The sequence below is a fragment of the Methanolobus sp. genome (assembly GCF_016278385.1).
Classification (GTDB): domain Archaea; phylum Halobacteriota; class Methanosarcinia; order Methanosarcinales; family Methanosarcinaceae; genus Methanolobus.
Map to the genome: position 1 here is coordinate 61189 of NZ_JADQBY010000002.1, position 11808 is coordinate 72996.

6 protein-coding genes are annotated in these 11808 nt (G+C 41.9%); 2 read left to right on the forward strand and 4 right to left on the reverse strand.

Annotated features, from left to right (window positions below):
- Positions 1-122: 122 nt before the first annotated feature.
- Positions 123-686, forward strand: a complete 564-nt coding sequence (locus QZZ23_RS00670; protein WP_292466267.1) for a flavodoxin family protein — start codon at positions 123-125, stop codon at positions 684-686.
- A gap of 135 nt (positions 687-821) precedes the next feature.
- Positions 822-2768, forward strand: coding sequence for an acetate--CoA ligase (gene acs, locus QZZ23_RS00675; RefSeq protein ID WP_292466268.1), 1947 nt, complete (start codon positions 822-824; stop codon positions 2766-2768).
- A 31-nt stretch (positions 2769-2799) separates the two neighbouring features.
- Here the strand turns inward: acs and QZZ23_RS00680 are convergent, their stop codons facing one another.
- The 4 genes from QZZ23_RS00680 to QZZ23_RS00695 all read right to left on the reverse strand — a co-directional run.
- Positions 2800-3879, reverse strand: a complete 1080-nt coding sequence (locus QZZ23_RS00680) for a phosphotransacetylase family protein (protein WP_292466269.1) — start codon at positions 3877-3879, stop codon at positions 2800-2802.
- A gap of 24 nt (positions 3880-3903) precedes the next feature.
- A complete protein-coding gene (locus tag QZZ23_RS00685; protein WP_292466270.1) occupies positions 3904-5997 on the reverse strand; it encodes an acetate--CoA ligase family protein in 2094 nt (697 codons plus the stop codon).
- Positions 5998-6347: 350 nt separating this feature from the next.
- Positions 6348-8879 carry a putative Ig domain-containing protein gene (locus QZZ23_RS00690; protein WP_292466271.1) on the reverse strand — a complete coding sequence of 844 codons (2532 nt, stop codon included), beginning with the start codon at positions 8877-8879 and terminating at the stop codon, positions 6348-6350.
- Positions 8880-9212: 333 nt separating this feature from the next.
- Positions 9213-11808, reverse strand: a 2596-nt coding sequence (locus QZZ23_RS00695) for a PGF-pre-PGF domain-containing protein (RefSeq protein WP_292466272.1), incomplete at its 5' end; no start/stop codon positions are given.

Here is an 11808-nt window from a genome sequence, read left to right on the forward strand (position 1 = left end):
ATATAAAGGAAATATTAATTTAATTTTTTGTCATTATGAACTAATCTTATTATACCTTTTCCATAAAAGGACCTAAGCCAAAAACTAATATCCCTTGCTTCCAATTCCACAGTGGTGATCATATGAAGATACTTGGAATATCAGGAAGCCCTAAAGCTGGTCAGAATAATGATACATTGATTAAAAAAGTACTGGATATAGCAAGTGAAAGAGGTTTTGAAACAGATGCTGTATTTCTGTCAGAATCAAATATCGGACCATGCACTGCATGTGGAGTCTGTGCCACTGGCGAAAAATGTGTAATCTGCGACGACATGCAGCCAGTCTACGATAAACTTGTAGAGGCTGATGCAATCGTGGTATCCTCACCGGTCTACTTCGGAACCATGACAGCACAGCTTAAAGCTCTCTGTGACAGAAGTGTTGTGCACAGGAGACAGGGATTTAAACTCAGCAACAAGCTCGGTGCAGCAATGGCAATAGGCGGCTCAAGGAACGGCGGTCAGGAGAAGACTATCCAGTCCATACATGAATGGATGCATATCCACGGAATGATAGTGGTCGGAGATGGCGGACATTTCGGTGGTATACTCAAAAAGCCAGCCGCAGAAGATGAAGAAGGTATGAAGACCGCAGTTGATACAATCAACAAGGTTTGTGATGTCCTCGAGATGATGAGGAAATAGATATTCTTTCATCCCTATCTCAGGGTCTTAGCACCCTTTCTTTTTTATTTCATCCATATTCCCACACAACAAACCATATAAACAAATTGATACAATTCTATTACAGGAATATTTTTCCTTTATGTGGGTGCTATTATGGGAGAAAAAGCAAATAAGTCTAAAAAAGACATGACCGTTTTCAGACCACCGGAAGACTTTGCAGAAAACGCCATTGTCAATGACCCTGATATATACAGGAAAGCTGAAGACGACCCGGAAGGTTTTTGGGAGGAGAATGCAAACAGTATCCATTGGTACCGTAAATGGGACAGTGTACTGGAATGGGAACCACCTCACTCAAAATGGTTCATCGGAGGAAAACTAAATGCATGTTACAACTGTCTTGATGCGAATATTGAGAAGCGTGCTAATAAAACTGCTCTCATATGGGAGGCAGAAAGCGGTGAAATACGCAAATATACCTATAGGGAACTGCTGGAAGAGGTTTGCAGGCTCTCAAATGTTCTTAAGGAAGCAGGGGTAAAAAAAGGAGACATCGTAACCATATATCTTCCCATGATTCCGGAGGTTATTATATCCATGCTTGCATGTGCCCGTATTGGGGCACCGCATAGTGTGGTCTTTGCCGCGTTCTCCGGTGATTCTCTTGCCACACGCATAGGAAATGCGAATAGTAAAGTGCTCATAACCTGTGATGGATATTCACGCAGGGGTAAAGTGGTGGAACAAAAGAACAAAGTTGACGAAGGTATTCGTTCCTGTGGACTTGTAGAGAAAGTAATTGTTGTCAAGCACGGTGGAAATGAAATATCCATGATGAAAGAAAGAGATGTCTGGTGGCATGAGATCATGAAAGATTCAGATATTTCATGTGAACCAGAGGTCATGGATTCTGAAGATATGCTCTTTTTGATGTACACAAGTGGCACCACAGGAAAACCAAAGGGAATTGTTCACACTACTGGTGGCTACATGGTAGCAACACACACCACAACAAAATTAGTTTTCGACTTGAAAGAAGAGGACATATACTGGTGTACGGCAGACTGCGGATGGATAACCGGACATTCCTACCTTGTCTACGGCCCTCTGTCCAATGGTACCACCCTTGTTGCCTACGAAGGTGCCCCGGATTATCCTGATAAAGACAGGTACTGGGATATTATTGAAAGACACAAAGTAACAATTCTGTACACGGCACCTACGGCAATTAGAACATTTATGAAATGGGGAGTTTCCTGGCCGCAAATGCATGACATATCTACACTGAGACTCATAGGCTCTGTGGGAGAACCAATTAACCCAGGTGCATGGTTGTGGTATCATGAAAATATAGGAATGGGGAAATGTCCGATAGTCGATACCTGGTGGCAGACTGAAACAGGTATGATCATGATATCACCACTGCCTGGAGTCACGACAACTAAACCTGGAAGTGCTACCATGCCTTTGCCTGGAATTAAGGCGGCAGTCCTGGATGAGAAAGGAAATGAAGTTGCCCCCGGGCAGGACGGCTACCTTGCAATCCTCAAACCCTGGCCCAGCATGGTACGAACTGTTTTTGGTAATGAGGAACGTTTTATTGAGACATACTGGAGCAAGTGGGACAATAAGACCTATTTTGCAGGTGACGGTGCCAAAAGGGATGAGGATGGTTATTTCTGGATAATCGGACGTGTGGATGATGTAATCAAAGTATCGGGTCACCGCATAGGAAGTGCTGAATTTGAAAGCATAATGGTATCACATCCTTCAGTTGCAGAAGCCGGTGTTGTAGGAAAGGAAGATGAACTAAGAGGTGAAGTGATATACTGCTATGTTACTCTCAAATCCGGCGCTCAGGAAAGTGAAGAACTTAAAAAGGAACTCAGAGGCTATGCTGAAAAGAACATTGGGCCCTTTGCACGTCCAAAACAGATAATATTCTCAGATGACCTACCCAAAACAAGAAGCGGGAAGATCATGCGGAGAGTACTCAAAGCTATTGCAAATGAAAAGGATCCCGGTGATGTAACCACTTTGCAGGATCCTTCTGTAGTAGACATGCTAAAACAGAAAACAAAAGAACTGGAATCTTCATAAAACAGGAGATTTAAAATCTCCTTCTACTGTTTTAACTTTTTAGTTCAATTCCGATAGCCTCTGCAATTGCAAGAATATCAAGATGATTTTTCAGAAGCTCAACGACTCTGTCCAGCTTGACCTGTTGCTTTATGTGGGCGTGTCCAATGAGATTTTCCATTCTCTCAATAGTATTCATAGTATCACCCCGCACAAGAATCACAGGAATGCCTGCTTCCTCTGCACTTGCAAGGACAGCACCGCTTGGACGCATGTTACCTGTAAGTATGAGGCATTTTACCCTTGATTCAATGGCAGCCATATGCAGATCTGCCCTGTCACCACCTGTAATGACTACACTATTAGGCTGGCGTCTGAAATATTTTATTGCAGAACCAACTTCCATTGCACCCACAAGATAATGTTCCACAAGCTGGTCCAGTTTGTCCGGCGCCACAAGAACCTCAGCATGCAAATCCTCAACTATCTCTGAAATAAAGACCGAACGGAGGGTATCGTCTTCCTGAATGGTTCCAAATACCTTTATCCCTTTTCTCTCCAAAAACGGAACCACTATTTCAGTTACCCTGTCCGCCATGTTTAGTGGAACCTCATTGAGTATCAAGCCAATAAGCATCTCATTATTTCCGATGATGCGCATGTCGCACAGTATACGGTCAACCGCAGAAATTGAATCAAACCGAGTCACAAGAAGGATTTTGGTATCAAGCTTAGAAGCAATTTCCGGATCTGAAAGGCCATACATGGAACCTCCTCCAATACCACCGGTACCTTCTATAAAAACAATATCCTTGTCCTTGGATACTATAGAATATGCTTCTAAAAGTCTTTCATCAAGGTCCTTTTCCACACCCTTGAGGGCATCATCTATGAGACTGTCCGTAAGATGAATAGGAGTTATATACTTTGCTGGATCCTCTATTCCAAGCAACTTCTTTATTCCTTCGGAATCTTCATCTGTGAGGGAGCCATGTACATCAATGAGGAGATTCCCCACAGGTTTCATATAGCCAACTTTCAAGCCGCTGTCCTGGAAAATTGTTCCCAAACCCATACATATAGAACTCTTACCTGAGTACTCTTCTGATGAACTGATCAATATTGAAGCCATACTATACTCTCTCCTTAAACTCATTTAACTATCCAGTGTAAACCTGATATCCATTGCAACACACCCCTGACCTTCGGGCATGACCATTAAAGGATTAATTTCAAATTCCAGTATCTCCGGAAAATCCGTTACCAATTGTGACACTTTTAGCAGAGTCTGGATTATAGAATCAATATCTGATGCTACCTCTCCCCTCACTCCTGCTATCAAGGGGTACGTCTTAATAGATGACACCATGTGCTTTGCCTCTGCTGTACTGATAGGTGCAACTGCAAATGAAACATCCTTCAGGAATTCAACATATGTCCCTCCAAGGCCGAACATTAACAGAGGACCAAACTGTGGATCCCTGTCCATACCTATGATCACCTCTTTTCCTCCACTTACCATCTTCTGGAGTTGTACACCGGTTACAGCAGCATCCGGCATGTAATGCCTTACATCGGACATCATAGAGTTATAAGCACGTTCAACGTCATCCGCATGCTTCAGGTTAAGACGGATACCACCTACATCGGTCTTATGCGAGATATCTGGAGATAATATTTTCATGACAACCGGATATCCCATGCCCTCTGCAGCCCTTATTGCATCAGGAAGTGTCGTTGCGATCCTTGAATCCACTACCGGGATATCATATGCTTTTAGTATGTCCATTGACTCAAGGCCATGTGTCCTGCGTTTTTCTGCTGAGGCAGTATCTATGAATGAACGGGCAAATTCTGAGTCATATGTGAGTTTTTCAGGTTGTTCCGTTTTATGATTCTTGATTGTAAAATAATTACAAAGGGCACTCATACTTGCAACTGCCCTTTCTGAAGAAGAATAATTTGGAATGCCATAGTTATTGAGAACTTCCTCGCCTGCAGCTATCCTGCTCCCACCTGCAAAATTACACAGTATCGGTTTCTTTGATCGTTTTATCTTTTCTGCAACCTTTTCAGCAATTCCCGGTACATCTGTCATTGACTGGGGAGATACAAGGACAATGATACCATTAACATTGATATCTTCAAGGACAACATCAAGCGCATGCTCATAGAGATCCGCACCGGCATCTCCAAGAACATCCACCGGATCATAGAAGTTAGCTGCAGGAGGCAGCTTTTCCCTTAGGCGCGCAACTGTGGATTCTTCAAATGATGCTATTGAAAGACCTGCATTGTAACATGCATCAGCAGTGAGAATACCCAGACCACCTGCATTTGTTATTATGGCGATATTTCTTCCTTCTGGCAGAGGGCATACTGAGAAAGCACGGCTATAATCCAGCATTTCCTCCAGGGAATCTGCACGTATGACACCACCTTGTTTAAAAGCTGCATTATAGGCAGCATCAGAGCCCGCCAATGTACCTGTATGTGATGATACTGCTCTGGAACCAACTGATGTTCGTCCTGATTTAACAATTATTATGGGTTTTGAACGGGAAACACGCTGTGCTATTTTTATGAATTCAGGGCCATCCTTGACACCTTCAAGGTAGGCTGCAATAACTGCTGTAGTATCGTCTTCTTCAAACAACTGCAAAAAATCGTTTTCTGCAAGTGTTGCTTTGTTACCAAGACTAATGAATTTTGAAAAACCAACGCCAATTCTCTCAGCCCAGTCAAGTGTTACTGTGCATATTGCACCGGACTGTGACATCATTGCAATGTTGCCTTCATAAGCAATGTTGGCTGCAAAAGAGGCGTTCAGACCTGAGCCAGTATCGATGATACCTAAACAGTTTGGGCCTATCATATTGATGCCATACCGCTCACAAAGGGAAATGCACTCACGTTCAAGGCGTGCACCCTCTACACCTGCTTCTTTAAAGCCTGCAGATATGACAATTACGTTTCTAACTCCTGCTTTGCCACATTCATCAATAGATTGCGGAACCATCCTTGCCGGAACCACTATTACTGCAAGGTCTGCTTTCATATCTTCCGGAACATCCAAAATATTGGGATAACATGGAAGTCCAAGTATCTCATCAACATTTGGATTGATAGGTATTATCTTAAGTTTACTGTTCTGCATCAGATTTTCAAGTACAGCTCGCCCGACCTTACCTTTTGTCCTGGAAGCACCTATCACGGCTACAGAATTCGGATTAAACATTTTTTCCAGCATAATCTCTCCCTGAAAATATTCCCTTTTTATTAATAAATCCGATTATAGATAAGATTAAGGGATTAAATCAAAATTATGATGATTTTTAAATCCTTAAAACTTATTTTCTTTTCACAAAACCCTCTCATAAAGAAGAAGGTCCCGATATCTTAAAAAATGATCATATTAGAAATTAATAAATAAATAATAAATAAACAAAATTATAGAAATATGGCATTAGCATACACTACTTATTTATTATCCTGAAAAAAGAAAAAAGGATGATTAATAAATGTTACAGGCTTTGTTTTTTGACATGCCCGTAACACCTAACCACATTTCTGATATCCCATCACTTATGACAGTATCTTTTACTCTAACCTGACAGCCCAATAAATAATTCCGATACCTGCCAGTATCAGTACAACCACAAATCCAAATGCGGAAGTACTTTTCGGGGAGGCTTCGAGGTCCAATTCCATCTGGGCAGAATCAGCTGTTGACATCAAGCTGTCCTCCAACTGAGGAATGCTTACAGTATTTGCAGTTGGTGATAAGGTCGATGCAAGAGATGTATCTATGCTTGAGATAGCAAATGAAGAGAATCCAGGTGTTTCTGATTTGAAATAGAAATAGTCTGCATCATCTTCCTTCATCTCGGTTGCCAACTGCCCCCATTCACCACCGGAATATCTGCAAAGTACGATATTGGAAACATTAATATCGCTTGCGTTGACCCAGCTCTTCTCTACTTTGAAAACAATGTTAATCTTTTTTATTGCAGCAGGTACGAGACTTGTATCAAGAAGGATATTCATGTTTTTATAAACATCACCAGGTGCAACAGAACCTACCTGAGATGAAGTGCTCTGCAACATTTCAACTACTACCTTAGCCTGGCCTCCATTGACATTTGGAGTGAAGCTAACTGAATCGATGCTATTGCCCACCTTCCCAAAAGTGAAAACGGTTTCTTCATCCTTGAGAACTGACATCTTAAGGGCATAATCCTTGAGAGCGATATTATCATACTCCTCTGCGCTTGTCAAAGCGCCGCCACCACCACTACTGCTGCTGGAACTACTACTGCCACTACTGCCACCACCGCCGGAACTGGAGCTAGGCACAGTAACGGTTATAGTTACGTTTTCAGAATTATCTGTCGTCCCATCACTAACTGAAAATAACACATGGTATGTCCCTGCATCCCCACTTTCTGGTGTCCAGATGAATTTGCCAGTTGTATTAAAAGTTGCATTGTCTGGCATGTTCTGCACGGAATATGTTAGATCATCTGAATCATAATCGGTTGCTGAGAGAGTAATTGTAAGCTTATCTCCTTCCTTGACACTCTTAGAACCTATGGATGAAAGTTCAGGCGGCCTGTTATAATCACCAACTGTTATTGTAATGGTTTCACTATCTGTAAGACCATTGGAATTAGCAATAAACTCTACGTCATAATTATCTGAATCATTATAACCAGGAGTCCAGCTGAAAGTAGCAGTACCTGGGTTAAATGTAGCGCCTTCTGGAAGGTTTCTGGCAGAGTATGTTATTGCAGTGTCTCCATCAGGATCATTAGCAGATATGTTGAAACTAAGAAATTCATTCTCACTAACTGCCTTGTTGCCAATAGAATCAAGAACCGGAGGTCGATCTACATTATCGATAGTTATTGTAATGCTCTCACTGTCAGTAAGTCCATAGGATGATGCAATAAAATCTACATTGTAGGTACCTTCTGCATCATAATCAGGAGTCCAGCGGAAAGCGCCTGTTGTTGAATCGATGGAAGCGCCGCCTGGTAAATTGTTAGCGGAGTAAGTTATATCATCACCATTTGGATCAGTTGCAGAAATAGTGAAACTAAGAAGTTCACCCTCGTTGCCATTCTTACTACCAATTGAAGCGAGTACTGGAGCACTGTCCTCCGTCACTGTTATTTTGATTTGTTCAGAAGAAGTAACACCATTAGCAGTAGCAATGAAATTTACATAAAAATTACCTGTCAAACTGGGAGTCCAGCTGAAAATACCACTTGTCGAACCAATGGTAGCTCCATCTGGATAAATTCCAAGGGAATAAGTCACATCATCCCCATCGGGATCTTCGGCATGAACTGGAAAACTAAGAGCATGCTTTACTACACCCTCTTTGTTACCAATACCAGACAATACAGGAGCCTGATCAGGTCCACTTACAGTTATCGTAATCGTTTCACTATCAGTAAGATCATTGGCAGTAGCGATAAATTCCACATTATAATCACCGGCAGTGCCTGCACCCGGTGTCCAGCGGAAATCACCTTTATCTGAATTGAAGTAAGCCCCACTTGGAAGACCGGTGGTAGAGTAGGTTATATCATCATCTTCAGCATCGGTGGCGGAAATCGTGAACTTAAGGGTATCACCTTCATCGACGAACTGGTCTCCTATCGAGTCAAGCACAGGAGCAGTATCTGTGCTTGTTACAGTTATTACACCTTCACTAGTAGCACTGGGCGGAGATACATTTTCGTCTTCTAGAATCTCTACATCCTGAAAACTTAGGGATGAACTACCACCTGCTACTGCATTGAATGTCAGATCTATTACTGGAACTGAACCAGTATTAGTAAGATAATTCAGCTCTCTGAGTTCTATCGTAAGAGTCCCTTCAGCATCATCATTGGTCACTGTATAATCTGATGAAACACTGTCCAGGGATATAATACTTGAGTCATATGTAAGTACAATGTTCATGCCTGTTACATTCACACTATTCAAGATGGATATCTCTACCTGTGCACTCTCACCAAGAATTATCTCATCTGAACTAATGGATACTGTTCCGACAGATGCTGCGCTTGCAACTGTGGCTGCCGCTGTCAGTGAAAAAGTAATAAATGCAAATATTAACATTATTTTAAGTGCTGTTGAACCTCGCACTGCGTTTTTCAATTTTTTTGAATTCCCAATTGAACATGGAAATTTATGCTTTACTAACCTCAAGATAAAGACTCCTCCATAATGTCCTTATCTTGAGCTTTTAAAATCATAAAGCTAACTGAATATAATTAACCCGATATATTTAATATGTTAAAATAATGGAAGTTAATATAAAAAATAATTGTATGCAAAGACACCAGTGTATTCATAATCTGTCTCACCGATATATTAATCTTAGTGATCGACCTGAAACACTTATCGCCCTGATTTAGACTTTGCATACAAAGTTTATTTTAGCAGTTTATTTTATGGTTCTGGTCTAACAGCCCAATACATGATGCCAAGACCAGCCAGCACCAACAAAACTACAAACCCAAACGCTGATGCACTGCTTTTCTGGTCTGCCTCGGGTGTCAACTCCATCTGAGTTGAATCTTCCGCTGACATTGGATCATTCCCTGCACGGAAAAGGGTTACAATGTTCTCAGACACATATTTACCTCCTACGACCTGGGGGACTATACTCGAGATTGCAAATTGAGAGAAACCAGGTGATTCTGATGTGAAATAGAAATACCCCTCATCTTCACCTGTCATTTCGGTTGCCAACTGGCCCCAGTTACCACTATAATACCTACAAAGTACGATTGTGGAAGTGTTAATATCCTTTCCATTTACCCAGCTCTTATCTACTTTGAAATTGACCTTTGAATTTCCCAGTACCTCAGGAGGGAGACTTGTATCTACGAAGATATTCATATTTTTGTAAACAACACCAGGTGCAGCGGAACTCACCTGAGCTGATGTACCCTTCAATATTTCAACGACTGCCTTTACCTGACCTGCATTGTACTTTGAAGTAAAGCTTACAGAAACAATATCGTTGATCTCCTTAAAGGTGAAAACTGTCTCTACATCCTTGATAACTGAGGCAAGCACATAATCTGCAAGGGCTATGTTCTCGAACACTTCACCAGTACCTACAGAACCGCCACCGCCGCCACTACTACTATCGCTACTGGAACTGCCGCCACTGCCGCCACCACCGCTGCTGCTTGATGAAGCTGCAGTAACGGTTATAGTAACGGTTTCAGAATCAGTATTAATTCCATCACTAACAGAGAATATTACATTGTATGTCCCTGCATCACCGCTTTCAGGTTTCCATATGAATTTACCGGTCGTTGCGTTAAGTGTTTCATTAGCTGGCAGGTTCTGAGCAGAATAGGTGAGAGTGTCACCGTCTACATCTGTTGCAGTGAGGGTGAATGTAAGTGTTGATCCTTCTGTAACACTTCTAGAACCTATGGATGAAAGTACAGGAGGAGCATTTACATCATTAATTGTTACTGTGGTTGTTCTAACTGTGGTTACTTTACCATCTGATACTGCAAATTCTATCTCGTAAGTACCACTATCAAGATAGTCAGTATCCCATACATATACATCTCCAACAAGTGTACCGGATGCGCTTACAGTGTTGTTTACCCACTTAGTAAGAGAATCATTATCCTCATCACTGGTACCAAGAGTAATTTCAAGTTCTTCACTTTCATTTATAGTATAACTTGGCTGTAGTGAATTGAAGACAGGTGCATGATTTACATCATCGACTTCTATATAAACTACAAGAGAAACAGTGTAAAAGTGATCTGTTACTTTAAATGTAGCAGTATGATTACCTTCGTCCCCATAACCGGGAGTCCAGCTAAATATCAGTTCTCCAGCTGAATTAGAAGAAATTTCAGATCCAGATGGCCTGTCGGACGCTAGTGCTGAATATTCCAATACATCGCCATCATCTACATCGGTCGCTATAACTGAAAACCTAAGCGTTGATCCCTCATCTACGCTTTGATTTCCTACTTCATTAAACTCAGGTGGAGCATTTTCATCATTCACACGAATGACAATAGCCTCGGTATCGCTAAGACCTTCGCTGTCACCATCTGCCCTATCTCTTACTGTGAAACTAATATAGTGAGGACCACTGTCGGTATAAGTTGGAGTCCAGTTGAATATATTTCCGGTCAAAGTTCCAACGCTTGCATTCGTAGAGTAATATAACGGAGTATCACCATCAGCATCAGTGGCACTAAGGGTAATAGTAACTGTCTCATTCTCAGAGACTCCATAATCAGACATCGCAGTCATAACCGGTGCACGATTAACATCATTAACGGTTATTGTGATTGTCTCATTATCATATTTGCCATTGGCACGAGCAATGAATTTGACAACATGATCAACATGATCACCCTCATCTACATCATAATTAGGCGTCCAGCTAAATGCACCACTTGTTTGGTCAAGGATAGCACCACCCGGCAAACCCTCAGAGTCATAAGTTACAGTATCGCCCTCATCGGGATCATATGCTGAAATGGTGAAATTAAGAGGGCTGCCTTCGTAGGCGATCTTATTATTGATTGGGTCAAGTACCACTGGGCGATCGACGTTCTTGACAGTGATTGTCGCAACCTCTGGAACAGAATAATCCTGACCATCGTAGGCAGTAAACTCGATATGACGGACACCTGAATCGGTATAACCGGGAGTCCAGGTAAACACATTTCCACTAAGACTACCATAGTCGACATCATCACTGTAACTAAGGGTATCGCCAGTATCAGCATCAGTAGCCTCAAGAGTAATGGTGACAGTAGCACCTTCGCTTACAGTAACTGGGCTGATAGTTGAAAGATCAGGGGCCTGATTTACATTGGTAACGGTTATTGTAGCGGTCTCAGTATCCGCAGCACCGGAGGAATCGGTCACAGTGAAATCGATAGAGTAAACATCTGCATCATTTAGGTCAGTGTCCCATGTAAACACATTACCACTAAGACTGCCATAGTCAGCATTATCACTGTAACTAAGGGTATCGCCAGTATCAGCATCA